Raw genomic sequence first — 23997 nt, forward strand, 5'->3', positions numbered from 1 at the left:
AGCAGATCATGACCACTGCCGACTACGTCGACGCCGGTGAGGCCATCGACCAGGGAACACTGAGCGGCAAGCACGGCACGGCACCGCCTGTGGTGTCCGACCTCGACTACGAGCGCATCCTCAACGCCTCGTCGGAACCGCACAACTGGATGACCTACTACGGTGCCTACAACGGCCAGCGGTACAGCTCGCTCGACCAGATCAACACGGAGAACGTCAAGCGGCTCACGCCCGCGTGGATGTTCCAGGCCGGCACGAGCGGCATGATCGCGGGCGCGTCGACCTACGCGTTCGAGGCCACCCCGATCGTCGTCGACGGCGTGATGTTCGTCAGTGGCTGGGACGGCTGGGTGTGGGCGCTCGACGCGCGCTCCGGCGAGGAGATCTGGCGGTACAAGCACGCCGTGCCCTTCGACGTCTCGCTGTGCTGCGGGAACGTCAACCGCGGGGTCGCGGTGGCCAAGGGCAAGGTCTTCGCGGTCACCGGCAACGCCCACGTCATCGCGCTCGACGCGGAGACCGGCAGGAAGGTCTGGGACAAGACCTACGGCGACGTGCGCGCGGGCGAGAGCGGCACCGTCGCACCGCTGATCGTGAAGGACATGGTGATCGTCGGGAGCTCCGGCGGCGAGTTCGGCGTGCGGGGTCACCTCGACGCGTTCGACCTGGAGAACGGCGAGCACCGGTGGCGCTGCTACATGGTGCCCAAGCCGGGTGAGCCGGGCTCGGACACCTGGCCCGCCGACGGCGAGGCCTGGCAGCGCGGCGGTGCGAACTGCTGGCTCACGGGCACCTTCGACCCGGAGACGAACCTGCTGTACGTGGGCACCGGCAACCCGGCGCCCGACTTCGACGGCGAGGTCCGCGAGGGCGACAACCTCTACACCGACAGCATCGTGGCCGTCGACGTCGACCAGGGGCAGATCCGCTGGCACTACCAGTGCACGCCGCACGACGTGTGGGACTACGACAGCATCGCCGAGTGCATCCTGTTCGAGTCGGGTGGCCGCAAGATGCTGGGCCACTTCGACAAGAACGGCTACTTCTTCGTGCTCGACCGCACCGACGGCTCGCTGGTGCAGATCACCCCGTTCGTGGACCGCATCACGTGGGGGGCGATCACGCGCGACGGCCAGGTGACGCCCAAGGTGTACCCGGACAAGGAGGGCGACCCGGTCCACTTCTACCCGGGGCCGGCCGGCGCCAAGGAGTGGACGCACGCGTCCTACAGCCCGAAGACGGGGCTGTTCTACGTGCCGGTGCAGGACGTGGGTGCCACGGCCACGCGGCGGCGCAGGGAGTTCAAGGAGAGCATCCCCTACTGGGGCGCGGGCGTGAACGTCGACCTGGACAACATGACCGGGTCCGTCAGCGCGTTCGACGCGAACGGCGAGGAGAAGTGGCGCTGGCGCGCACGGCTGCCCATGTGCGCCTCGACGCTGGCCACGGGTGGCGACCTGGTGTTCGCCGGTGAGCCGTCGGGCGAGTTCAACGCGCTCGACGCCCGCAGCGGCGAGCAGCTGTGGCAGTTCCAGTGCGGCAGCGGCCACCACAGCAGCCCGATGACCTACAGCGTGGACGGCAAGCAGTACATCGCCGTGCCGGTGGGCTGGGGCGGCTGGGCCGAGGGCTTCCTGCCCGGGATGCTCGGCGCGGGCCACGGCAGCGCGTTGATCGCCTTCGCCCTGCCCGAGTAGACCGCGATCGATTCGCCGGTCCGGGGAGACACCGCCGGAAGGAGGTGACAGACATGGAACTCGTGGAGTGGGAGGCCCCCGACTTCGAGGAGATCGCGTGCGCTCCTGAGGTGACGATGTACGTCGCCCGCGTGGACGACTGATCCGCCATTTGATCACCGCGGCACCGGGGAGCGCCGGAATTCCGGCGTCCCCCGGTGTCGTGCTGCCCTGTCCATCCGCACAGGTGCACCCGTCACCGTGCCTGCCGGTGACCTTGCGCTCACGTCCCGCGAACATCCACGATCGAATGTCTTCGCGGAAGACGGTATGCGTGCTCAAGGGGGAGCGGCCGAATGACGTCCATACTCATCTTCGCCGCCGGCGCGGCGGTGTTGATCTACAGCGCCGAGAAGTTGATCGCCTATCTGGTGGGCGCGGCGCGGGGCCTGGCGGTGTCGCTGTTCCTGCTGGCCATCCTGTTCACCGGGATCGAGTTCGACGATCTCATCTTCGGTGTCGTGCTCAACCTCGAAGGGCTCGAGGACGTCGCGCTCGGTGTCATCTTCGGCACGGTCATCTCGCTCACGGGACTGGTGCTCGCCGTGGCCGCGCTCGTGGCCCCCTCGCGCGTGGAGATCCCGAAGGACTACATCGCGATCTTCGCGGTGGCCCCGTTGGTGCTGCTGGTCCCCGCGATGCTCGGCGAGCTCGGTGTGGCCCTCGGGATCGTGCTCATCCTGCTCTTCGTCGTGTTCATCGCCTACGTCGCCTACCGCGAGTCCCGGCGCGCGGTGCCGACGTTCCGCAGCACCGAGGTGCTCGAGCGCCTGGACACCCCCGAGCTCGCCACCGCCATGGCCGGTGGCAGCGGTGGCACGGGCGGTGGCGGCGGTGGCCACAGCGCCGGGGAGCTCTACGAGACCGGCGAGCTGGGCGAGTCGAAGGCGGTCGAGCGGCCCGGCTGGGTGTCGATGCTGCTGGCGCTGCTCGCGCTGGTGGGCCTCGTGGCCGGCGCGTGGGCCATGACGGAGGGCACCGAGGGCATCCTCGAGGACTTCGCGATCAGCGGCACCATCTTCGGGGCGACGATCGCGACGCTCGTGCTGTCGCTCGAGGACATCTTCCTCACCGCGGAGCCCGCCCGCCGCGGCGCACCGGCGATCGGCGTCGGCAACATCATCGGCAGCGTCGTGTTCTCCGTGACGGCCAAGGTCGGCATCATCGCCCTGATCGGCGGCACCCTCCTGATCACCCCCGACTTCTTCAGCTGGCACCTGCCCGCCCTCGTCGTGATCAACGGCTTCGCGGCGTACGCGCTGTACACCGGGTACCTGCGCCGCTGGCACGGCGCGGCGCTGCTGATCGGCTACGTCGTCTACTGGGCCGTCAGCTTCTCCGCGTTCGGGCTGGTGCCCGTCGACGACGCCCCGGGCGCCGAGGAGGACGACGACCGGCCCGGGATCGAGGCCCCGGCCGTGCCGGGCGCACCGGCCGACGACGACGCACCTGCCGTCACGGACGACGACGATTAGCTAGCCTGCGAGCAGGCGGGACCGCACCGCCTCGGACCGCGCGGCGTCGGCGATGGTGAGCGCCATCGCCAGCCCCGCGTCGTGGACGAACCGGTCGCCCTCCGGGCCGCCCGCCGCGGCCGCGAACGCCGCGGTGTGGTTGCCGTCCTCGGGCGGGAGGTCGAACGACAGCATCGGGTGCAGCGCGGGCACCTGCAGCGACACGTTGCCCATGTCGGTCGAGCCGAACATCGTGTCCGGGTAGTCGGGGAAGGTCCGGCCGATGGCCCTGGCGTTCTTCTCGAACAGCGGGGCGAGGTCGGGGTCGTGCCGGAACTCCCGGTAGATCGACGACAGCTGCGTGTACGCCACCGTGGTGCCGGTGGCCACGGCACCGGCGTCGAAGCAGCGGCGCACCCGCTCCCACACGTCCTCGACCTCGGCGATGGTGTCGCAGCGGATCATGCACTGCACCACGGCCCGGTCGGCGATGACGTTGACGGCCGCGCCCGCTTCGGTGACGAGGTGGTGCACCCGGATGCCGTCGGGCAGTTGCTGGCGCAGCAACCCGATGGCGGTCTGCGCCACCACCGTGGCGTCCGCGGCGTTCAGGGCGTTCCACGGGCGCGAGGCGTGCGCGCCCCGGCCCGTGTAGGTCACCTCCCAGGACAGCGAGGCGCGCAGCCGCGGTTCGACCACGTCCTTGAGCGACGGGTGGACCATCATCGCCGCGTGCGTGCCGTCGAAGGCACCGCGGTTGACCATGATCTCCTTGCCCGTGCCGCGTTCCTCGGCCGGCGTGCCGAAGACCCGGACGGTGAGCCCGAGCTCGTCGGCGTGGGGGGCCAACGCCAGCGCCGCGCCCACGGCCGCCGCCGCGATCGTGTTGTGGCCGCACCCGTGGCCGATGTCGGGGAGGGCGTCCATCTCCGCACAGATCCCGAACACCAGTTCGCCCGATCCCGCCGACGCCACGAACGCCGTGGGGAGGCCGGCCACGCCCTTCTCCACGGTGAACCCGCCGGACTCGAGGGCCGCCACGAGCGCCGCCGACGTGTCGTGCTCCTCGAAGGCGAGCTCCGGGTGGGTGTTGATCCGGTGCGAGAGCTCCAGCACCGCGTCCAGGTGCTGCGTGAACTCGTGCGTGATGCGTGCGCCGATGCCGGTCACCGTGGCAGGTCCTTCCCGTTGAGCACGTGGTCGACGATCTGGGCGTGCGTGGCGAACCAGACCCGCCCGCGCTGCGCCGCGATGTGTTCGAGCAGCTCGGTGAGCACCGAGATGCGCGAGCGGTGCCCGATGCAGTGCGGGTGCAGGGTGAGCTGGAAGATCCCGCCTTCGGCGAGGGCCACGTCGAACTCGTCGCGCCAGATCGACAGCACCCCGCGGGGTGGCGTGTAGGGCCGCAGCGAGCCGAACCGGTCCATCATGAAGTACGGCATGTCGTCGCGGATCCACTCGACAGGCAGCTCGACCACACCGGTGGGCTCGCCGTCGGCGAGGATCTCGTAGCAGTCGTCGTCGGCCATCAGCGACGAGTCGTAGGTCAGGCCCAGCTCGCGGATGATCTGCAGCGAGTGGTCGGAGAAGTCCCAGGACGGGGTGCGGATGCCGACCGGCCTCGTGCCGGTGAGGCGTTCGAGGGTGTCGGCGGCCCGGAACGCGAGGTCGCGCTCGGCGGCGGCCGGGAGGTGGGTGTTGCGCTCGTGGATCCAGCCGTGCAGCGCCACCTCGTGGCCGGCGTCCACGTAGGACTTGACCTCGCCGTCGTGCAGCAGCGCCGACACGGCGGGCACGAAGAACGTCGACGGCGCGCCGAACCGCTCCAGCAGCCGCAGGATCCGCGGCACGCCCACGCGCGCGCCGTACTCGCCCTGCGACAGCTTGCCCGGCAGCACCTCGCCGTCGCGCAGCGCGGGCGTCTCGTGGTCGGAGTCGAACGACAGCGCCACGGCCACCCGCGCGCCGCCCGGCCACGACGCGGGCCGCAGCGGGCGCCCGGCCCGCACGCGTCCGACGTGCCCGCGCCAGGTGGGCTCGTCCCACTGCCATGGCTGTTGCTGCGTCATGCGATCTCCTCCAGGACGTCGGTACGCCGCACGGTGCCGTCGTCGTCGACCACGACGGACGGGTCGAAGTGGCGCGTGGCCTCCGCGAACCGCGCGAGGATCGAGGCCGCCACCTCGGGCCGGGGCAGGACCGGGCTGCTGTCCGCGTCGAGCTCCACGGGGTCCAGGCGCAGCTCGGGCCCGCCGGGTGCGCCCAGCCGCACGCGGAACACCGCGCTCTCGAACCAGGGGCCGGACAGCAGGGCGGCGCGGTAGGGCGGGGCCGGGTGGGCGTCCTCCCGCACGACCATCGAGTCGGGGCGCCACCCGTCGCACCAGTCGAAGCGGAAGTTCCCGGTGGAGTAGAGGATCAGCCCCTCGCGGTAGAACTCGACGGGGTGCAGGCAGTGCGGGTGGTGCCCGATCACCAGGTCGGCCCCGGCGTCGACAAGTCGCCTGGCCAGGGGTTGCTGGTACTGCGCGAGCGGCCCCTGCGTCGCCGGCAGGTAGCAGAACGGCACGCCCCAGTGCAGCGCCACGACCACCACATCGGTGTGCCGCTTCGCATCCGCGATGGCGGCCTCCGCGACGCGCACGTCCGACTCGTGCGCCCACGAGTGCACGAAGGGCGGGGTGCCCGGGGTCTCGTCGAGGAAGGTGGAGTCGAACTCGACGCTCTGGCGCACCCGGATGGGAGCGATGCCCGCCCGGTCGGCGGTCGCGTTGGCGCCCAGCGGCAGCGCCGAGCAGAAGCTGAAGAACGCGAGGCTGCCGCCCCCGGCGGCCACCACGCGGGGCCGCGTGGCCGCGGCGCGCGTCTCCCCGAACCCGGCGTGGCCCACGCCCGCGGCGTCGAGGGCCCGGACCGTGTCGCGCATGCCCTCGGCGCCGAAGTCCATCGCGTGGTTCGTGGCCAGCGAGACCAGGTCGAACCCGAGCCCGGCCAGCTCCGCGGCGCCCGCGACGGGGGCGCGCATCGTCACCAGCTTCTCGGCCCGCACCCCACCCGAGGTGAGCGGCACCTCGAGGTTCCCGATCGTCAGGTCGCCACCGCGGAGCAGGCCGTAGGCGGGGTCTCCCGGTCCCGGCTGGCCCGGAGTGGTCGCCGCGCGTCCGACGGCATCGCCCACGACCACGTCGCCCACCACCACCAGGTCCATCACGCGCCCACCACCCCGGCCACGAGGGCGGCCGTGCGCTCGGGCGACTCCACGGGGAAGTGGTGGGTGCCCAGGTCGACGAGCTCGAAGCGGATGCGGTCGCCGTAGCGCGCCACGGCCTCCGGGCTCACCAGCGCGCGCACCCCGAACACCGTGACGGGCTGGGTGAGCTCGGCCAGCGCGTCGTCCATGTGCCACCGCACGAGCCCCTCGAGCGAGCGCAGGCCCGCGGGCTGGCGCACGGCCGCCATCTTCGCGACGTAGGTGTCGTTCAGCGCGGGGTCGGTGCCCGGCGGCGAGCCCGACGCGACCATGCCCCGCATCGCCGCGGTGAAGTCCTCGCGGAACGGCCGCAGCACCGCCTCGACGTGCTCCTCGGTCTGCGGGGGGAACAGAGCGAGGTAGTGCAGTCCGTCGAGGGCCACCACGTGGGTCACGACGTCGGGCAGCTGCCGACCGAGCTCGACGGCCACCGCGGCACCCAGCGAATGCCCCACCACCGTGCAGCTCGTGACCCCTTCGGCCGCCAGCACCGCGGCCGCGTCGCGGGCGAACTCGGCCATCGTCCAGTCGTCGCGGGTGGAGCGGGACCCGCCGTGCTCGGCGAGGTCGACCGCGAGCACGCGGCAGTGGTCCGGCAGGAACGCGGTGACCGCGTCGAAGTCGGTGCGGTTGCACCCCCAGCCGTGGATGAACACCACGGCCGGCCCGTCGAGCGGGCCGCTCGCCGAGTACCGGATCGTGGTGTGGTCGCAACGCCGGACCTCCCGGGTCTGCGCGGTCGTCCGCTCGTGCATCGGGTGCCTCCTCACAGGGCGCGGTGGTACTGGCTCGGCCAGGCCGAGGTGTCGTCGGGGCGGTGGCGCAGCAGCAGGTAGGGGTCGCGCAGCAGCGCGCGCCCGATCAGCACGGCGTCGGCGCGGCCGTCGGCCACCACGGCGGCGGCGAGGGCCGGGTCGGTGATCTGCCCGACCGGGGCGACCGGCAGGCCCGAGGCCTCCTTGAGCGCACCGGCGAACGCGACGTTGACCCCGTCGCGGGCGGGCGGGCGCGCGGCCAGGTCGCGGACCAGCCCGCCGGAGGAGACGTCGAGGAGATCGATGCCGATCGCCGCCAGCTCCTTCGCGAAGGCCGCCGCCTCGTCCACGGAGATGCCGCCCTCCACCCAGTCCGTGGCGGTGACCCGCACGAACACGGGCTTGTGCGCCGGGAAGGCGTCGCGCACGGCGCGGGCCACCCGCAACGGGAAGCGCACCCGGTTCTGCACGCTCCCGCCGTACCCGTCGGTGCGGATGTTGGACAAGGGTGAGAGGAACTGGTGCAGCAGGTAGCCGTGGGCGGCGTGCACCTCGACCACGTCGTAGCCGGACTGGTGGGCCAGCCGGGCCGACCGGTCGAACGCCTCGACGACCTCGTCCAGGTACGCCTGGTCGGCTTCCCGGGGCACACCCAGGTCGCCGAAGGGCACGGGTGAGGGCCCGACCCGTTCCCAGGCGCCCTCGGCCGCGGTGAGCGGGTCGTTCTGGCCGGCCCCTTCCCAGGGGCGCCGGTGCGCCGCCTTCCGTCCGGCGGCGAGCAACTGGATCGCGGGCACGCCGCCCTGGGCCCTGATGAACGAGGTCAGGCGCCGGTGCGCGGCGGCCTGCTCCTCGTTCCAGAGCCCGAGGTCACCCGAGGTGGTGCGGTGCCTCGCGCCGACCGCGGCGGACTCCACCACGACCAGGCCCACGCCGCCGACGGCGCGTGCGCCGTAGTGCACGAGGTGCCAGTCGGTGGGCGTGCCGTCCGGTGTCGCGGAGTACTGGGCCATGGGGGACATCCAGATCCGGTGGGGGACCGTGACGCCCCTGAGCGTCAGCGGGCTCGCCGCCGTCACGTCTGCGCCGGCCACGGAGGACCTCCTGTCGTCTTGACACACGAGATTACCGTAATACGGTCTTCTGGTCGATGGGTCACCGAGGTGCTCGACTGCCCGGTCCGCGGCCCTCACCTCCCTCCGAGCCGAAGGAATGCCGTGTCAGCAACGGAGCACGCAGCCGTGGTCGCCGCAGTCCCGACGAGGACGACCCGGCAGCAGAAGAAGTCGATCTTCGCGGGAGCGATCGGGAACGCGATCGAATACCTGGACTGGGGCATCTACGCGGCACTCGCCCCGGTGTTCGCGAGCCAGTTCTTCCCCGCGGGTGATCGGATCGCCGCGTTCCTGTCGACGCTGGCGATCCTCGCCGTCGGCTTCTTCGCGCGACCGGTCGGCGGCGCCGTTCTGGGCGCCTACGCCGACCGGCACGGCCGCAAGAAGGCGCTCACGCTCACCGTCGGCATGATGTCGGCGGGTGGCCTCGCCATCGCCGTGTGCCCGACCTACGAGCAGATCGGGGTGCTCGCCCCGCTCGTGCTGCTGGTCGCCCGGCTCGTGCAGGGCTTCTCCGCGGGAGGTGAGTGGCCCAGCTCCGTGTCCTACATCGTGGAGAACGCGGCACCCGGGAGGCGCGCGTTCGCAGGGTCCTTCCAGCAGGTGTCGACGGCGGCCGGGATGCTGCTCTCCGCGCTGCTCGCGCTGACCGTGACCGCGCTCCTCGACGACGCGCAGATGCAGGCGTTCGGCTGGCGGATCGCGTTCGCGGTGTCCGCCGCGCTCGGTCTGGTGGTGCTCTGGCTGCGGGTGCGCACGCAGGAGACCAGCAGCTTCGCCGCCGCGAAGGCCGCGGGCGCCCCGGACCGGCCGGTGCGGGCGCTGTTCGCCGGGCACAAGGTGAACATGCTGCGGGTGATCGGCATCTCGGTGCCCGGCACGATCATCTACTACCTGTGGATCACCACCATGCCCGGCTACGCCAGCACGACCACCGGCATCGGCCTCGACCAGGCGCTGTTCGCGAACTCGATCGCGGTGGTCGCGTTCATGGTGCTGCTCCCGCTGGGCGGGTGGGTGTCGGACCGCATCGGCAGGCGGCCCACCTACCTGTTCTTCGTGGTCGGCTTCGCCGTCTTCGCCTGGCCCGCCTACCGCAGTCTCGAGGACGGCGGCTTCGGCACCCTCCTGGTGATCGAGCTGATCGGGGTGGTGCTCCTCGTGGGCAACTCGGCCAACGTGGCCGCGATCTACGCGGAGCTGTTCCCGGCCGCGGTGCGCACCACCGGGACGGGGCTGCCCTACGCGGTGGCCGTGGCGGTGTTCGGCGGCACCGCGCCCTACTTCACCACCTGGCTCACCGGCAACGGGCACCAGGACAAGATCTGGATCTACATCGTCGCGGCGTCCGCGGTCGGCGTGCTCACGATCGTGACCATGCCCGACGGGGCGTGGCGGCGCGAGCTCGACTGAGCGGGATCAGGTGGCCGAGAACAGCCTGCTGATCTCGGCCGCCGCCGCCACCACCAGCGGCGCGAGGGTGTCCTCCCGGGTGGGGTCGTAGCGCATCTCGGGCACGGAGAGGGTGAGCGCCGCGACCGGCCGGCCCGCGGAGTTGGTGATGGCCGCGCCGATGGAGGCCACGTGCGGCCGGTACCACGACGACGAGCCGTGCAACGCGTACCCGCGCTCCGCCGTGCGGGCGATCTCCTCGCGGATCTCGGCGGGGTCGGGCAGCGGGGACCGGGCGAACTCCGTGAGTTCCTGGCTCAGGATCTCCTCGACCTCGGCCTCGTCGAGGCGCGCCATGATCGCCATCCCGCCGGTGGTGGCGCGCAGCGGGACGCGGGCCCCGATCTCGAGGAAGACGCGCACGACCTGCGTGGTGTCCTCGCGCGCGACGATGACGAGGTCCTCGCCGTCCCGCACGCCGAGCAGCACGGTCTCGTCGGTCTCGGTGGCGAGGCGCTTGAGCACGGGCGCCGCCACCTCCTGCAGCCCCTCGGCGCCCGCCCCGCGCAGCCGCGCCCGCTCGGCCTCCACGATGCGCTGCCGCGCGGCGAGCTCACGCAGCGCGGTGGCCGCGGCGTTGCGGACGTGCAGCTCGCACGCCTCCCGGGCGGCGTCGGGGTCACCGCGCACGGCCGCGGCCTCGTGGATGGCGGCCAGCTCGCGCACCGTCTCCGGTGCGCGCCGCTCGGCCTGCATGGACAGCCCGCGCAGCATCTGCACGCGGGCGTGGATGCCGCGCAGCGTCGACTCGATCACCGGGTTCACCGCGCCGGCGATGAGGATGTCGTAGAACTCGTCCTTCATCGCGAGCCGTTCCGGCAGGTCGACCGTGGCGTAGGTGCGCGTGAGGCGCTGGATCAGCTGCCCCATCTGCTCGCGCTGCGCGGCGGTGGCGCGCTCGGCGAACAGGGCTCCGGCCAGCCCTTCCAGCGCGCCGCGCACCTCGAACAGCGCCTTCGCGTCGAACGCCGTGAGCTCGGTGATCACCGGCCCGCGGTTGGGCACGATGGTGACGAGCCCCTCGGACTCCAGCTGCCGCAGCACCTCGCGGATGACCGTGCGGGACACCTCGTAGCGCGCACACAACCGCGCCTCGACCAGCCGCTCCCCGGGTTCGAACTCCGCCGCGAGGATGTCCTGGCGGAACACTTCGAGCACCTGGGACCGCAGTGGCGCCGCCACGTGCCGCACCCGTTGTGCCGCCACGCGCTCTCCTTCCACCCGCTTCGAGGTATCACAGTAATACGGCGGGTGGTCCCGGCGCGTCGCCGGCGGCTGCGCGTCAGGGGAGCGGGGAGACCGCCGCGATCAACGCCAGCGTAGCGACGCCGACCCTCACCTGCCGTGGGGTTCCGGCGCGGTGAGAGGCACCGCTGTCAGCTGCTCCGAGACGTGCCAGATGCGCTCGGCGTCCTCGGTGCTGCGGAGCGGGCGGTAGAGGGGCTGCGCGGTGGGGGCGCCGGAGAGGCCGCCGAACCTGCTCGGGCCGTAGAGCAGACCGCCGCGGGCGTCCGGGGAGGTCGCGGCGAGCAGCGCCGGCAGCACCGCGGTCTCGACCGTGCCCATGACGCGCCAGCGGGACAGCGTGCGGATCATGCGGTACTGGCGGACCTCCTGGACGCGGCCCAAGCCGGGTTGGGCGGCGAGCAGGTTGGTCGGAGCGACTCCGGGGTGGGAGATGGTGCTGGTGATGTCCCAGCCGCCGGCCTGGCTGCGCCGGTCGAGCTCGAGTGCGAAGAGCCCGAGCGCGATCTTGGACTGCGCGTAGGCGCGGCGGCTGTGGTAGGAACGCTCCCAGTTCAGATCGTCCCAGTTGATTGTGCCGAAGCGGGCGGCGATGCTGAGCTGGGTCGTCACCCGGGCCCGTCCCGCGCGCAGCAGGGGCAGCAGGTGCGCGACGAGGGCGACGTGACCGAGGTGGTTGGTGCCCCATTGCAGCTCGAACCCGTCGACGGTGGTCAGCCGCTCCGGGGGGTCCATCACGCCGGCGTTGTTGACGAGGATGTGGATCGGACGGCCCTCGTCGCGCAGGGTTCGGCCCAGGGCGGCGACGGAAGCGAGCGAGGACAGGTCGAGCTCGCGCAGGGAGACGTGCGCGCCGGGCACCTGGTCGGCGATCCTCCCGATCGCGGCGTGTCCCTTGCGGGGGTTGCGGACGGGGAGCAGGACCTCTGCTCCGGCGGCGGCGAGCCTGGTGGCGAGGCCGAGACCGAAGCCGTCGCTGGCTCCGGTGACCACGGCGAGCTTCCCGGACAGGTCGGGGACGGTGATGTCGGGTCGGGTGGGTGGCATGGCGTACTCCTGTGTCGTCGGGTCTGCGTTACCGGTCCGGCCCGGCCGACCGGCGGATGGCGCGGCGGGCAGCGGCCACGGTGAAGGCGGCCAGCACGAACGGCACCGGCATGACGGCGACGTCCATGGCGGCCATCGCGGCCAGCTGGTCGGCGAGGTAGAGAACCCCGCCGAGGGTGAAGTTGACGAAGCAAATTCCGGCCGCGACCAGGGAGGAGACGGTGTAGACCCGTCGCAGCGGGGCGTGCTGCCGCCAGCCGCGGGGCCCGCCGGACAGGCGGTTGAGCGCCAACCCCGTCAGCGGGCTGCCGATCAGCACCGAGCCGAGGAAGGCCAACGTCCACCCCGCGGGTAGCAGGGTGGGGACGAGGAAGAAGGCCCGGGCCTCCCCGGTGAAGGCGGCGACCAGCGCGCACACGGCGGCGACGACGAGACCGATCAGCGCTTCCCGGAGCGACTCCCGGCGCGCGAGGCGCACCCCGAACGCCACCGGGGCGGACACCGCGAGGGCGAGGAACGCCCACACCAGCCCGCCGAAGGCGTTGGCGGCGACGAACGCCACGGTGGGGGCGGCGGCGACGGCGATCCCGGTCCAGCCCCCCGCTTTCCGCACGGCCCGGCGCGTGGCCGAGCCGAGGGTGGGGCGCTCGTCGTCGACGGGGAGCCCGTGCTGGGGCGCCGTGGCCGTTCCGCTGTCCATGCGTCGTTCCTCCGGTGTGGGGGGCGGGTGCTGCCACCGAGACTCGCCCGTCGCCGGCCGGACAACCACGACCTCTCGATCCGTGGTTCGCCGCGCCCACCGCCGGTAGGAACGACGGGTACACCGGGAGAAGGAGGCGGGCCGTGATCGATCGGCCGGGACTGGCGGCGTTCCTCCGGCGCCGCCGCGAGTCACTGCAACCTGAGGACGTCGGCCTCCCGCGCGGGCACCGGCGCCGCACCAGCGGGCTGCGACGCGAGGAGGTCGCCGCCCTGTGCCACATGTCCACCGACTACTACGCCCGGCTCGAACGCGAACGCGGGCCGCAGCCGTCGGAGCAGATGATCGCCTCGATCGCCCAGGGCCTGCACCTCTCACTCGACGAACGCGACCACCTCTTCCGCCTGGCCGGGCACCACCCGCCCGTCCGGGGCGCGGACAGCGACCACGTCAACCCCGGGATGTTGCGGATCCTCGACCGCCTCGACGACACCCCCGCCGAGATCGTCACCGAACTCGGCGAGACGTTGTGTCAGAGCCCGCTCGGCGTCGCGCTCACCGGTGACACGACCGGGTTCACCGGCCCCGCGCGCAGCTCCGGCTACCGCTGGTTCACCGACCCCGCCACCCGTCGGTTGTACGCGCCGGAGGACCACCGGTTCCTGTCGCGGATGTACGCGTCGGGCCTGCGGGGGATCCTCGCGCTGCGCGGCCCCGCATCCCGGGCCGCGCACCTGGCCGACCTCCTCCTCGCGCAGAGCGCGGAGTTCCGCGCCCTGTGGGAGGACCACGAGATCGGCATCCACCCCCACGAGACCAAGCGTTTCGTGCACCCCGAGCTCGGCCGGTTGGAGCTGAACTGCCAGCGGCTGTTGGATCCCCAGCAGTCGCACTCCCTGATGGTCTACACCGCGGTCCCGGGCAGCGAGAGCCACGAGAAGTTGCAGCTGCTCTCGGTCATCGGGACCCAGACGGTGCGGTCGGACGGGTAGGAGCGCACCTGAAGTGGAGACGGTGTCCGGTATGCTGGCGGGTGGTCGTTCGGCTAGAGGCCGGGAGGTGTCGCTGGTGAGCTCGCCGTCCGCTCCCGCGCGCCGCGCCGACGCCGAGCGCAACCGCGCCAAGATCCTCGCGGCCGCGCGCAAGGCGTTCGCCGAGCCCGGTGACCTGCCGTCGATGGCGGAGATCTCGCGCCGCGCCGGAGTCGGCATGGCCACGCTCTACCGCAACTTCCCCAATCGCCAGGACCTGATCGCGGAGTTGTACCACGCCGTCGTCGACGACATCTGCCACGCCGCCGCGGCGGCCGAGGGCGACACCCCGGGCGAGGCGTTCTTCGGCTGGCTGCGCCGGTTCCACGCCGCGGGCGCGCGCAAGGGCCCGCTGGCGGCGCTGCTGTCGGCGGAGGCCGACGGCGACAGCCCCGTGCTGAACGAGAGCCGCTCCCGGGTGATCGCCGCAGGCGAACCCCTCCTCGCCGCGGCGCAGCGCAGCGGCGAGGTGCGCGCCGACGTCTCCCTCGGCGCCGTGCTGGACACGGTCGTCGCGGTCGCGCACATGCGCCACGACCTGGCCGTCACCGACACGATGGTGCAGGTGCTGTTCGACGGGTTGCGCCGCACGCCCGCCTGAGGTCGAGGCGCGCCGCCGCGACACCCGGCCGGGCCGGGGCTGTTGATCGAAGTGAGCGGTACGTCTCCGCGGGTGCGGCGACCGTGTGGACCTTCCCGAGGCCGGCGTCCTGCCGGGCCGTGATCGGCGCCGAGCCGCACCTGAGTGTTGTTGACACAGCTGTGGGGTGCTGCTCGGAGTTGTTGATCGGGGCGAGCAGTACGTCGCCGCGGGCGTGGCGACCGTGTGGTGCTTCTCGGGGCCCGGGTGGCGGCGCGGCGACGGCCGGCCGGGAACGGCGCGCCCGCCGCAGGCTCAGTCGAGTTCCGCGGAACCCGGGAACCGGTCAAGCTTTCACAATCGGATGCTTCGCATCCGTTCCTGAATACATCCAGGTGTACGCCAGTGAATTGATCGTCGTGCTGGCCTTTTTCTGGCCGTGAATCGAGCGGGGGTGGTGACGCGCGCCACGCCGCCGCGCAGAATTCCGCCCGCTCGTCCACTTCGGAGAAAGGTGGTAGCAACAATGACCGGCCCCGTCCTCGAACCAGCGGCGCAGGAGCTCGCGGATGCCACGTCCAGGCCGCCGTTCCTCTACGAGCTCGGCCCCGAGAAGGCGCGCAAGGTCCTCGACGACATCCAGGCCGCGCCGATCGACAAGCCCGACGTCGACGACAAGTGGATCACCGTTCCCGCGGCCGTGGGGGACGTCCGGGTACGCATCGTGAAGCCCGCCGGCACGGCGGGCCCGTTGCCGGCCCTGCTGTACGTCCACGGCGGCGGCTGGATCCTCGGCAACGCGGGCACCCACGACCGGCTCGTCCGCGAGCTCGCCGTCGGGGCGGACTGCGCGGTGGTCTTCGTGGAGTACGACCGGTCCCCGGAGGTCACCTACCCGGTGGCGGTCGAGCAGGCCTACGCCACGGCGCAGTGGATCGGCCGGGACGGCGCCGGCGAGAGCCTCGACCCGTCGCGGCTGGCCGTCGCGGGTGACTCGGTCGGCGGCAACATGGGTGCCGCGCTCACGCTGCTGGCCAAGCAGCGCGGCGACGTCACCTTCGTGCACCAGTCGCTGTACTACCCGGTGACCGACGCCGCCCAGGACACCACGAGCTACCGCGAGTTCGCGGACGGCCCGTTCCTCACCGCCAAGGCCATGGCCTGGTTCTGGGACGCGTACCTGCCCGATGCCGGCAAGCGCGCCGAGATCACCGTCTCCCCGCTGCGGGCGAGCCTGGACGACCTCGCGGGCCTGCCTCCCGCCTTCGTGGTGGTCGGCGAGAACGACGTGCTGCGCGACGAGGGGGAGGCCTACGCCCGCCGGCTGACGCAGGCGGGCGTGCCCACCACCAGCGTGCGCTACAACGGCATCCTGCACGACTTCCTGATGCTCAACCCCCTGCGCGGAACCGGGGCTGCCACCGCCGCGCTCGAGCAGGCCGTCCGCGTGCTGCGGGGTGCGCTCGGCACGTGACGGCGTCCAAAGATGGATGTGTGGCATTCGTTTCCGCATACGTCCAGTTGACGGCCGCCCGCGGATGCGCTTTCCGCCCGCGGGCGGTTGGTCGGACGGCGCGGAGACATGCGATCACGGCGTTGTGTGCGCCAGGATCACCATCGCAATGAGGAACTGAGCGCCGGGGCTGCGGGTCCCCGGATCCCGCCCAGTTCTCGGCCTCTTCTTCGTGTTTCCCCATCCACCTCCAGCACGGGCTGGAAGAAGGAGTTCGGAATGCCTGGACAGATGAAGTCGGTCGTCGTCGCCGAGCCGAAGGGCCGGTGGGAGCTGAAGGACCGGGACGTGCCGGAGGTCGGCCCCAACGACGTCCTGGTGCGGGTCCACGCCTGTGGGATCTGCGGCACCGACCTGTGGATCTCCGACGGCGTGCTCACGTTCCGGGACTTCCCCATCGTCCCGGGGCACGAGGCGGCCGGTGAGGTCGTCGCCGTGGGCGAGGGTGTCACCAAGCGGAAGGTGGGTGACCGGGTCGGGGTGATCATGGCCCAGAAGTTCTGCGGCGTCTGCGACTTCTGCCGCGAGGAGCACCCGAACAGCTTCGTGTCGGCCGCCAACTGCGCCAACCCGACGCTCACCGGTGTCACCGTCGACGGCGGCCACGCCGAGTACGTCGCGGTGGACGCGGGCGGCACGGTGATCATCCCCGACGCGGTGTCCTACGAGTCGGCCGCGCCCATCCTCTGCGCCGGCTACACGGTGTGGGCCGGGCTGCGTCGGGCCGAGCCGAAGCCGGGCGCGCGGGTGGCGGTGTCGGGCATCGGTGGCCTGGGGCACCTGGCGATCCAGTTCGCCAAGGCCGCGGGCTTCCACGTCACGGCGCTGACCCACAGTCCCGACAAGGTGGAGACCGCCCGCCAGTTGGGTGCGGACGAGGTCGTGGCCGACGGTGCCGCGCTGAAGGCGGCGGGCGGGGCCGACGTGCTGCTGCACACCAACAGCTCGCACGGCGCGGTGGCGGACGCGATGAACGGCCTGAAGCCGTGGGGCAAGGTGGTGCTGATGGGCATCGGCACCGACGAGCTGAACCTGCCCGCGCTGGCGCTGACCTCGAACAGCTACCAGGTGATCGGCTCGGCGCACAACACGATCGAGCACCTGGTCGAGGCCCTCGACATCGTCGCCAGCGGCGCGGTCACCCCGGTGATCGAGACCTTCCCGCTGGAGCGCGCCGAGGAGGCCCACGCCCGGGCGAGCTCGGGTGACGTGCGCTTCAAGGCCGTGATCACGTACTGAGCGGTGATCACCTGCTGAGCGGCTCCCGCCCCCAGGAAACGGAGGACCTCCGGCCAATCGGCCGGAGGTCCTCCTGTTCCACCGGGGAGCGGTCAGCCGGTGCTGTCCTCGATGCCGATGGCGTGGCCCATGCGGTCGCGTTTGGTGCGCAGGTAGCGCAGGTTGTGCGGGGTGGGGGTGGCGGGCAGGGCGACGCGGTCGAGGATGTGCAGGCCGTAGCCGTCGAGTCCGCCGTACTTGGCGGGGTTGTTGGTGATCAGGCGCAGCCGGGTGATGCCGAGGTCGGTGAGGATCTGGGCGCCGGTGCCGTAGGAGCGGGTGTCGACGGGCAGGCCCTGGGCGGTGTTGGCGTCGATGGTGTCCAGCCCGGTTTCCTGCAGGGCGTAGGCGCGGATCTTGTGGGCCAGGCCGATCCCGCGGCCCTCGTGGCCGCGCAGGTAGACGATCGCACCCGCTCCTTCGGTGACGATCGCGCGCATGGCCTGTTCGAGCTGGGTGCCGCAGTCGCAGCGCAGCGAGCCGATGATGTCGCCGGTGAGGCACTCGCTGTGCACACGCACCAGTGCTCCGCGTGGGCTGCGGGAGGCGGCGGCGGCGTCGCCGTGGACGAGGGCGAGGTGCTCGGTGGCGTCCACGGTGCACCGGTAGGCGATCGCCCGGAACTCGCCGAACACGGTGGGCATCGCGGAGGTGGCGATGTGCTGGACGTAGCGTTCGGTGGCCCGCCGGTAGCGGACCAGGTCGGCGATGGCCAGCACCGGCAGGTCGTGGCGGGCGGCGAAGGCGCGCAGTGTGCGGCCGCGGGCCATCGACCCGTCGGGGGCCACGAGCTCGGCGATCACGCCGACCGGTTCGCGCCCGGCCAGGCGCAACAGGTCGACCGCGGCCTCGGTGTGCCCGGCCCGGGCGAGCACCCCGCCCTCGCGGGCGCGCAGCGGGAACACGTGCCCGGGCCGGCGCAGCTCGCCGGGGTGGGTGCCGGGATCGGCCAGCGCCCGCAGGGTGGCCGCCCGGTCGGTGGCTGATACCCCGGTGCCGGTGCCGATGTGGTCCACGGTGACGGTGAAGGCGGTGCCGTGCGCGTCGGTGTTGTCGCTGACCATCAGCGCCAGCCCCAGCGCGTCGGCCCGCTCGGCCGGCATCGGCGCGCACACGATCCCGGTCGAGTGCGCCACCACGAACGCCACCTGCTGCGCGGTGACCGACTCCGCGGCCACCACCAGATCGCCCTCGTCCTCCCGGTCGGCGTCATCGGTCACCACGACCATCCGGCCCGCGGCCAGCGCCGCCACGGCACGCTGCACCGCCGCCGTGCCCGGCAGCTCGGAGACCGCGGCCCCCTGGACGTCGGTGGTGTGCGTCATCGTCGGCTCCCGGGTCGGATGAGTGGCTAGTTTGACATGTTCCTGAAACTGTGAGGCGTTGCGCGAGAGCATCCGCCATCTGTACGGTCCATCGTGCCATTAAGCGCCATCACATCCAAGGGGTGACATGACCGACCCTGCCGACGACGCGCCCTGGGCCTGGCCCGAGGACCTCTGGCGCAGTCACGTCTTGAAGATCCGGGCGGGCGACGAGTTGCGCCCCGAGCGGTGGCCGGGCGGCGCGAAGGCCGCCGTGGCGCTGTCCTTCGACTCCGACCACGAGACGATCCCGCTGCGCGACGGGCAGACGTCGGTGGGCCTGCTCGCCCGCGGCGAGTTCGGCTCCCGGCGGGGATCGCGGCGCATCCTGGACCTGCTGGAGCGCTACCGGGTGCCGGCCACCTTCTTCGTGCCCGCGGTGTCGGCCCTGCTGCACCCCGAGGAGATCCGCAGCTACGCCGCCGCGGGCCACGAGATCGGTGCCCACGGCTGGATCCACGAGCGCAACCTGCTCCTGCCCGAGGAGAACGAGCGCGAGCTCGCCTTCCGTGCGCTGGACACGCTGGAGAAGGTGTCCGGCCAGCGGCCGCGGGGGATCCGGACGCCGAGCGGGGACTTCTCCGACGCCACGCTCACGATCATCCAGGAGACCGGGTTGATCTACGACTCGTCGCTGATGGCCGACGACCAGCCCTACGAGATCCTGGCGCAGGGCGAGCCCACCGGGATCGTCGAGATCCCGATGGAGTGGATCCGCGACGACGCGCCCTACTTCACGATGGACCGCTACGGATCCGCGCGGCCGTACACGTCGCCGCGGGAGTGGCTGCGGATCCAGCTCGACGAGTTCGACGCCGCCTACCGCGAGGGCGGGGTCTACCAGCTGATCTGCCACCCGCACGTCATCGGGTACCGGTCGCGGATGGCCGTGCTCGAGGACCTGGTGGCCCACATGGCCCGCCACGGCGACGTCTGGTTCGCCACCCACGGCCAGGTCGCCGACCACCTCATCGACGCGTTCGAACTGCCCCGACACGAACTGCCCCGACACGAGGGACCATCGACATGACCGAGACATCGGCCCCCGCGGGCCCCGCAGCGAGGACCCAGCGGAAGGTCATCGTGGCCGTCGCGCTGGGCAACGGCATCGAGTACTTCGACTGGGCCATCTACACCGCGCTCACCACCGTGTTCGCGAGGCAGCTCTTCCCGTCCTCCGACCCCACGGTGGCGGTGCTGCTGTCGATGGCGACGTTCGCGCTGGGCTTCCTCGCCCGGCCGGTGGGGGCGATCCTCTTCGGCAACATCGCCGACCGCCGCGGGCGCAAGTTCGTGCTCACGGTTGCAATCACGCTCACCTCGCTGGGCTCCCTGGTGATCGCGGTGGTGCCCACCTACGAGGCCATCGGCGTCGCGGCTCCGGCCATCGTGCTGCTCGCGCGGCTGACCCAGGGCCTCGGCGCGGGTGGCGAGGCGAGCAGCGCGGCGACGTTCCTCGTGGAGTCGGCGCCGAGCCACCGGCGCGGGTTCTTCGGTTCCTTCCAGCAGATGTCGACGGGCGCGGGGTTGCTCGCGGCGTCGCTGGTGGCGGCGCTGATCACCTCGCTTCTCCCCGAGGAGGCGCTCAACGCCTACGGCTGGCGGCTCGGGTTCCTCCTCGCCGCGGTTTTCGGGTTCATCGCGCTGTACCTGCGCCGCCACGTCGCCGACGCGCGCATGGCCGAGGAGGTGGTGCGGCTCGACGCCGCGGAGCGCAAGCGCATCCGGCGCGAGGCGTTCCGGACCCACCGGGTGCGCCTGCTCCAGATCTTCCTGCTGACCATCCCCGGCACCATCGGGAACTACATGTTCCTGAACTACATGGCGGCCTTCGCGCACACGACGACCGGCATCCCGATCAGCACCGCACTGCTGGCGAACAGCTGCGCGGTGGCCGTGTACTGCGCGCTCATCCCGGTCGCGGGCCTGCTCACCGACCGGGTCGGGCGCAAGCCGTGCCTGATCGCCTTCTCGGTGCTCTACGTCCTGATCCCGTACCCGCTCTTCTCGCTGATCGGCACGACGTTCACGTCGGTGCTGCTCGCCAACCTGCTCGGCGTGGCCGTGCTGTCGATCTTCTCCGGCACCTTCACCACGATGTACAACGAGCTGTTCCCCACCAGCATCCGCGTGGCGGCCAGCGGCATCCCGTTCGCGCTCGCGGTGAGCATCTTCGGGGGCACCGCCCCGTACGTCACCACGCAACTGTTCGCCCTCGGCATGGCGGACCTCATCTGGGTCTACCTCTCCGTGGCCGGGGCGATCGCGCTGGTCGTGGCGCTGACGCTGCCGGAGACCTACCGCAAGGAGATCACCTCATGAGCCCGCGCCGAGTGCTCGTGACCGGGGCAGCAGGCCGCATCGGCACGGCGATCGCCGAGCGCTTCTGCCGGGAGGGCGACACCGTCGTCGGTGTCGACTTCCGCCCGGACGACCTGGAGTCCGCGATGAAGCCGTTCGTCACCGCGGGCACCGCCACCACGGTGGTGGCCGACCTGCGCGACGCCACGGCCACCGACGAGCTGATCCCGCAGGTGTGGGAGTCGACCGGACCCGTCGACGTCCTGGTCAACGTGGCTGCGTACATCCCCGTCGACCGCTTCATCGAGATGACGGCGGCCCGCTGGGACGAGGTCATGGCGGTGAACCTGCGCGCACCGATGCAGCTCACCGTGGCGCTCGCCCGGCTCGCCCGGGACGCGGACCGCACCGCCTCGGTGGTGACCATCAGCTCGGGGGCGGCCACGCGGGCCCGCCCCGGCGCCGCGCACTACACGACGTCGAAGGCGGCCGTGGAGATGATGGTCCGCAATGCGGCGATCGAGCTCGCCCCCGACATCCGGGTGAACGCGGTGAGCCCCGGGTTCGTCCCCGTGGACAGCCCGGTGAACCGGGTGTCGGCCGAGTACCTGCGGACTCTGACCGGCAACCCGATGGGCCGGCCCGGGCACCCCGGCGACATCGCCAACGCGGTCCACTGGATCGCCGGGGACGAGGCGTCGTGGGTCACCGGGAGCGTGTTGCGGGTGGACGGCGGGGCCACGGCAGGCAACGCCGCGCTGCCCCTGCAGAACGCGGGGGAGGACTGGTGAGCGACGCGGTGCTGCCCGGCCGGGAGGCCCTGGCGGCCGTCGACCGGTGGGTCCGGGACCGGTCCGGGGAGATCGTCGCCGACATCGAGGCGCTGGTGCGCCTCGAGACCCCCAGCACCGACAAGGTGCTGCTCGGCCGCGGGCTCGACTGGCTGCGCAAGCGCACCGAGCAGGTGGTCGGCGCGCCGGACGCCGTCGAGCTCGTGGACGGCGGGGAGCGCGGCGACGTGCTGGTGCTGACCTACGCGGGCACCGGTGCCGCCGTGGTGACGTTCCTCTGCCACTACGACACCGTCTGGGACGCCGGCACGTTCGCGGGCCGGCCCTACGCGCTCGACGGTGACACGGCGGTGGGCCCGGGGATCTTCGACATGAAGGCCGGGTGCATCCAGGCGGTGTGGTCGCTCGCCGCGCTGCGCGCCGCCGGCCTGCCCGCACCGACCGTGCGCATCGTGTACACCGGCGACGAGGAGATCGGCAGCGAGGCCTCGCGCGCCACCATCGAGCGCTACGCCGCCGGGTCCGACCTCGTGATGCTCTTCGAACCGAGCGAGCAGGGCTGCGTCAAGACCGAGCGCAAGGGGATCGGCCGGTTCTTCGCCACCGTGCACGGCCGGGCGGCGCACGCGGGCAACCACTACGAGGAGGGCGTCAGCGCGGTCGACGAGCTGGCCCGCCTGACCGTGGCCCTGCACGGGCTGACCGACCTGTCCGCCGGCACCACGGTGAACGTGGGCGTCGTCGCCGGTGGCACCCGGTCGAACGTCGTCGCGGCGCAGGCGAACGCGGAGATCGACGTCCGGGTCGCGCGGGTGGCGGAGATGGAGCGGATCGACGCCGCGCTGGCGGCCGTGCGGCCCCACCACCCGAACGCCCGCATCGAGCTGACGGGCGGCTGGAACCGCCCGCCCATGGAGCGGTCCGAGCTGACGGTGGCGCCCTACCGGATCGCCCGGGACGTGGCCGCGCTGCTCGGCCGGGAGCTCGGCGAGGTCGCCGTCGGGGGCGGGAGCGACGGGAACTTCGCGGCGGCGCTCGGCGTGCCCGTGCTGGACGGGATGGGCGCGGTGGGCGGCCACCCGCACGCGCCGGGTGAGTTCATCGCGGTGTCCGCCTCGGTCGACCGGGTGGCGATCGCCACCGGCGTGCTCGCCGCGCTGGGGGCCGGTCCGGGGTGAGCCACCAACACTGGATTGGTCAGTTCCGAAGCTGCATATCCGCAGGTGGAGCGGGGTCCCCGGGCCGGGCTCCGGCCCCGCGGGACCCCGCGTCACGCGGATCCGAGCGCGCCGCGGGCGGCGCTCGTCCACAGTGGGGGCCGGGCGATCGGGAACCACGTGCACCGCGCTCGAGGAGGCTCTTGTGGAGGTGCCGGCTGCGGCCTGGTGGCTGACGATCGCGGGGATCGTCGCCCTGCTGGTGTTCGACTACGTCGTGCACGTCCGCAGGTCCCACGTGCCCACGCTGGGGGAGGCGGCCGTGTGGTCGGCCCTCTACGTGGGCGTGGCGGTGCTCTTCGGCGCCGGGGTGTGGGTGTTCGGCGGTCCGGCGATGGGCGCCGAGTACTTCGCCGGGTACGTCACCGAGAAGGCGCTCTCGGTGGACAACCTGTTCGTCTTCCTCGTCCTCATGGGCAGCTTCCGCGTGCCCCGCGCCGACCAGCAGAAGGTGCTGCTGTTCGGCATCGTGCTGTCGTTGATCGCCCGGACCGGGTTCATCTTCGTCGGCGCCGCGCTGATCAACACCTTCGCCTGGGTGTTCTACCTGTTCGGGCTGATCCTGCTGATCACCGCGGTGAACCTGCTCCGGCGCGGGTCGTCGGGCCGCGACGAGGCCGACAACCTCGCCGTGCGGCTGGCCCGCCGCCACCTGCGCGCGTCCGACCACTACGACGGCGACAGGTTGTTCACCGTGGTCGGTGGCAGGCGGGTGATGACCCCGATGCTGCTGGTGATGGTGGCGATCGGCGGCACGGACATCCTCTTCGCGCTCGACTCGATCCCGGCGATCTTCGGCCTCACCCGCAACACCTTCGTGGTCTTCACCGCCACCGCGTTCTCGCTGCTGGGGCTGCGGCAGCTGTTCTTCCTGATCGACGGGCTGCTCGACCGCCTGGTGTACCTGTCGTACGGACTCGCGGTGATCCTCGGGTTCATCGGCGTGCGGCTGGTGCTGCACGCCCTGCACGAGAACACCCTGCCGTTCGTCAACGGCGGCGAGCCGGTCCCGGTGTACGAGTTCAGCACCGAGCTGTCGCTGAGCCTGATCCTCGGCGTACTCGTGGTCACCGTCGCCGCCTCGCTCGTGGCGAGCCGGCGCACGGACGGGGTGCGGGACGGCCGCGACCCGGCCCGCACCCCGTAGGCCGGGGCCTCAGAAGGTGCG

The 23997-nt window shown here is 72.1% G+C and carries 22 protein-coding genes; 13 read left to right on the forward strand and 9 right to left on the reverse strand.

Annotated elements, in window-relative coordinates; all coding sequences use genetic code 11:
* Nucleotides 1-8: 8 nt before the first annotated feature.
* From ACFPL3_RS21020 to ACFPL3_RS21030, 3 genes are all read left to right on the forward strand, one after another.
* Nucleotides 9-1697 (forward strand): PQQ-dependent dehydrogenase, methanol/ethanol family, encoded by a 1689-nt coding sequence (locus ACFPL3_RS21020; protein ID WP_343945677.1) that lies wholly within the window; start codon nucleotides 9-11, stop codon nucleotides 1695-1697.
* A gap of 53 nt (nucleotides 1698-1750) precedes the next feature.
* Nucleotides 1751-1840 (forward strand): pyrroloquinoline quinone precursor peptide PqqA, encoded by a 90-nt coding sequence (pqqA, locus tag ACFPL3_RS21025; RefSeq protein WP_343945676.1) that lies wholly within the window; start codon nucleotides 1751-1753, stop codon nucleotides 1838-1840.
* 192 nt (nucleotides 1841-2032) lie between these two features.
* A complete protein-coding gene (locus tag ACFPL3_RS21030) occupies nucleotides 2033-3211 on the forward strand; it encodes a sodium:calcium antiporter (protein ID WP_343945675.1) in 1179 nt (392 codons plus the stop codon).
* On the opposite strand, the gene ACFPL3_RS21035 is transcribed toward ACFPL3_RS21030, so the two are convergent.
* From ACFPL3_RS21035 to ACFPL3_RS21055, 5 genes are read right to left on the reverse strand one after another with little or no spacing between them, the layout of a single operon-like run.
* On the reverse strand, nucleotides 3212-4360 hold the full coding sequence (locus tag ACFPL3_RS21035; protein WP_343945674.1) for a M20 family metallopeptidase: 1149 nt from the start codon (nucleotides 4358-4360) through the stop codon (nucleotides 3212-3214).
* Nucleotides 4357-5259 carry a polysaccharide deacetylase family protein gene (locus ACFPL3_RS21040; protein ID WP_343945673.1) on the reverse strand — a complete coding sequence of 301 codons (903 nt, stop codon included), beginning with the start codon at nucleotides 5257-5259 and terminating at the stop codon, nucleotides 4357-4359. The genes ACFPL3_RS21035 and ACFPL3_RS21040 overlap by 4 nt, the downstream gene beginning before the upstream one ends.
* Entirely contained in the window at nucleotides 5256-6398 is a 1143-nt protein-coding gene (locus ACFPL3_RS21045; RefSeq protein ID WP_343945704.1) for a CapA family protein, read from the reverse strand. The genes ACFPL3_RS21040 and ACFPL3_RS21045 overlap by 4 nt, the downstream gene beginning before the upstream one ends.
* A complete protein-coding gene (locus ACFPL3_RS21050) occupies nucleotides 6398-7195 on the reverse strand; it encodes an alpha/beta fold hydrolase (protein WP_343945672.1) in 798 nt (265 codons plus the stop codon). Before ACFPL3_RS21050 ends, ACFPL3_RS21045 begins: the two co-directional genes overlap by 1 nt.
* An 11-nt stretch (nucleotides 7196-7206) precedes the next feature.
* On the reverse strand, nucleotides 7207-8289 hold the full coding sequence (locus ACFPL3_RS21055) for an oxidoreductase (RefSeq protein ID WP_343945671.1): 1083 nt from the start codon (nucleotides 8287-8289) through the stop codon (nucleotides 7207-7209).
* A 123-nt stretch (nucleotides 8290-8412) separates the two neighbouring features.
* On the opposite strand from ACFPL3_RS21055, the gene ACFPL3_RS21060 reads away from it, so the two are divergent.
* A complete protein-coding gene (locus ACFPL3_RS21060) occupies nucleotides 8413-9723 on the forward strand; it encodes an MFS transporter (RefSeq protein ID WP_343945670.1) in 1311 nt (436 codons plus the stop codon).
* Between the two features lie 6 nt (nucleotides 9724-9729).
* Here the strand turns inward: ACFPL3_RS21060 and ACFPL3_RS21065 are convergent, their stop codons facing one another.
* From ACFPL3_RS21065 to ACFPL3_RS21075, 3 genes are all read right to left on the reverse strand, one after another.
* Entirely contained in the window at nucleotides 9730-10968 is a 1239-nt protein-coding gene (locus ACFPL3_RS21065; RefSeq protein ID WP_343945669.1) for an IclR family transcriptional regulator domain-containing protein, read from the reverse strand.
* A gap of 129 nt (nucleotides 10969-11097) precedes the next feature.
* Nucleotides 11098-12054: an SDR family oxidoreductase gene (locus ACFPL3_RS21070; protein ID WP_343945668.1), complete on the reverse strand. Its 957-nt coding sequence runs from the start codon at nucleotides 12052-12054 to the stop codon at nucleotides 11098-11100.
* A gap of 28 nt (nucleotides 12055-12082) precedes the next feature.
* Nucleotides 12083-12754, reverse strand: a complete 672-nt coding sequence (locus tag ACFPL3_RS21075; protein ID WP_343945667.1) for a DUF3159 domain-containing protein — start codon at nucleotides 12752-12754, stop codon at nucleotides 12083-12085.
* Nucleotides 12755-12897: 143 nt separating this feature from the next.
* On the opposite strand from ACFPL3_RS21075, the gene ACFPL3_RS21080 reads away from it, so the two are divergent.
* The 4 genes from ACFPL3_RS21080 to ACFPL3_RS21095 all read left to right on the forward strand — a co-directional run bounded on the left by ACFPL3_RS21080 (nucleotide 12898) and on the right by ACFPL3_RS21095 (nucleotide 17117).
* Entirely contained in the window at nucleotides 12898-13746 is an 849-nt protein-coding gene (locus ACFPL3_RS21080; protein WP_343945666.1) for a helix-turn-helix transcriptional regulator, read from the forward strand.
* A 76-nt stretch (nucleotides 13747-13822) separates the two neighbouring features.
* Nucleotides 13823-14386, forward strand: a complete 564-nt coding sequence (locus ACFPL3_RS21085; protein WP_343945665.1) for a TetR/AcrR family transcriptional regulator — start codon at nucleotides 13823-13825, stop codon at nucleotides 14384-14386.
* A 505-nt stretch (nucleotides 14387-14891) separates the two neighbouring features.
* Complete coding sequence (locus tag ACFPL3_RS21090; RefSeq protein ID WP_343945664.1) at nucleotides 14892-15839, forward strand: alpha/beta hydrolase; 948 nt, start codon at nucleotides 14892-14894, stop codon at nucleotides 15837-15839.
* Between the two features lie 258 nt (nucleotides 15840-16097).
* A complete protein-coding gene (locus ACFPL3_RS21095; protein ID WP_343945663.1) occupies nucleotides 16098-17117 on the forward strand; it encodes an alcohol dehydrogenase catalytic domain-containing protein in 1020 nt (339 codons plus the stop codon).
* A gap of 92 nt (nucleotides 17118-17209) precedes the next feature.
* Here ACFPL3_RS21095 and ACFPL3_RS21100 read toward each other — a convergent pair whose 3' ends face one another.
* A complete protein-coding gene (locus tag ACFPL3_RS21100) occupies nucleotides 17210-18481 on the reverse strand; it encodes a bifunctional 3,4-dihydroxy-2-butanone-4-phosphate synthase/GTP cyclohydrolase II (protein ID WP_343945662.1) in 1272 nt (423 codons plus the stop codon).
* 127 nt (nucleotides 18482-18608) lie between these two features.
* Between ACFPL3_RS21100 and ACFPL3_RS21105 the strand changes: the two genes are divergently transcribed.
* The 5 genes from ACFPL3_RS21105 to ACFPL3_RS21125 all read left to right on the forward strand — a co-directional run bounded on the left by ACFPL3_RS21105 (nucleotide 18609) and on the right by ACFPL3_RS21125 (nucleotide 23976).
* A complete protein-coding gene (locus ACFPL3_RS21105; protein WP_343945661.1) occupies nucleotides 18609-19550 on the forward strand; it encodes a polysaccharide deacetylase family protein in 942 nt (313 codons plus the stop codon).
* The gene (locus tag ACFPL3_RS21110; RefSeq protein WP_343945660.1) at nucleotides 19547-20842 is read left to right on the forward strand and encodes an MFS transporter; all 1296 of its coding nucleotides are present in this window, start codon (nucleotides 19547-19549) and stop codon (nucleotides 20840-20842) included. The genes ACFPL3_RS21105 and ACFPL3_RS21110 overlap by 4 nt, the downstream gene beginning before the upstream one ends.
* Nucleotides 20839-21612 (forward strand): SDR family NAD(P)-dependent oxidoreductase, encoded by a 774-nt coding sequence (locus ACFPL3_RS21115; RefSeq protein WP_343945659.1) that lies wholly within the window; start codon nucleotides 20839-20841, stop codon nucleotides 21610-21612. Before ACFPL3_RS21110 ends, ACFPL3_RS21115 begins: the two co-directional genes overlap by 4 nt.
* Nucleotides 21609-22790, forward strand: a complete 1182-nt coding sequence (locus ACFPL3_RS21120; RefSeq protein WP_343945658.1) for a M20 family metallopeptidase — start codon at nucleotides 21609-21611, stop codon at nucleotides 22788-22790. Before ACFPL3_RS21115 ends, ACFPL3_RS21120 begins: the two co-directional genes overlap by 4 nt.
* Before the next feature lie 184 nt (nucleotides 22791-22974).
* The gene (locus tag ACFPL3_RS21125) at nucleotides 22975-23976 is read left to right on the forward strand and encodes a TerC family protein (protein WP_343945657.1); all 1002 of its coding nucleotides are present in this window, start codon (nucleotides 22975-22977) and stop codon (nucleotides 23974-23976) included.
* The last annotated feature ends 21 nt before the right edge of the window (nucleotides 23977-23997 follow it).

The sequence above is a fragment of the Pseudonocardia zijingensis genome (assembly GCF_042657305.1).
Classification (GTDB): Bacteria; Actinomycetota; Actinomycetes; order Mycobacteriales; family Pseudonocardiaceae; genus Pseudonocardia; species Pseudonocardia zijingensis.